The organism is Janthinobacterium sp. ROICE36 (genome assembly GCF_002869965.1).
Taxonomy (GTDB): domain Bacteria; phylum Pseudomonadota; class Gammaproteobacteria; order Burkholderiales; family Burkholderiaceae_D; genus Janthinobacterium.
The window spans coordinates 1-566 of record NZ_PEBS01000201.1 but is presented as its reverse complement, the minus strand read 5'-3'; the positions used below and the strand labels follow the sequence as shown (position 1 = coordinate 566).

At 60.4% G+C, this 566-nt stretch carries 1 protein-coding gene; it reads right to left on the bottom strand.

Features of this window, described 5'->3' with window-relative positions:
• The coding region (locus CSZ94_RS27440) for a transposase (protein WP_180977665.1) at positions 1 to 535 on the bottom strand (535 nt) is incomplete at its 3' end.
• Between the last annotated feature and the right edge of the window lie 31 nt (positions 536 to 566).

Sequence of the window (566 nt, the reverse complement as noted above, 5' to 3'; positions counted from 1 at the left end):
ACAGGATCGGGTACACGGCGTCGAGCGGGCGTGCCTGCCAAAGCTTCACATCCTCGCTGACGGCGTCCGTGACGTTGGAGATGAGGGTTGGCGATACCTCGGTGCCGTACATCTCTTCCAGATGGCTCTGGATCTCGCGCACGCTCAGCCCCCGCGCGTAGAGCGAAATAATCTTGTCGTCGAAGCCGGTCCAACGGGTCTGGTGTTTGACCACGATCTGCGGCTCGAAGGTACCTTGGCGGTCGCGCGGGACGTCTAGCGGTAGTGCGCCGAAATCACCTTTGAGCGTCTTGCTGCTGTAGCCATTGCGGGTGTTGGCGGTGCCGTTGGTCACCTCGCCGCTCTTGTCGTGGCCCAGATGACCAGTCATTTCGACTTCCAGGGCGCGCTCCACCAGCATCTTGGTGAGCTGCTTGAGTAACCCATTTTCGCCGATCAGATCCTCGGGCTTCTGGTAGTTGGCCAGCAAGCTGTCGGCCAGTTTGAGCAGTTCCGGGTCGGGCTTGGCCCGCTTGTTACGCTTTACAACGGTCATTGTTTCTCCTTGGTGGCGGCAGTGTCCTGCC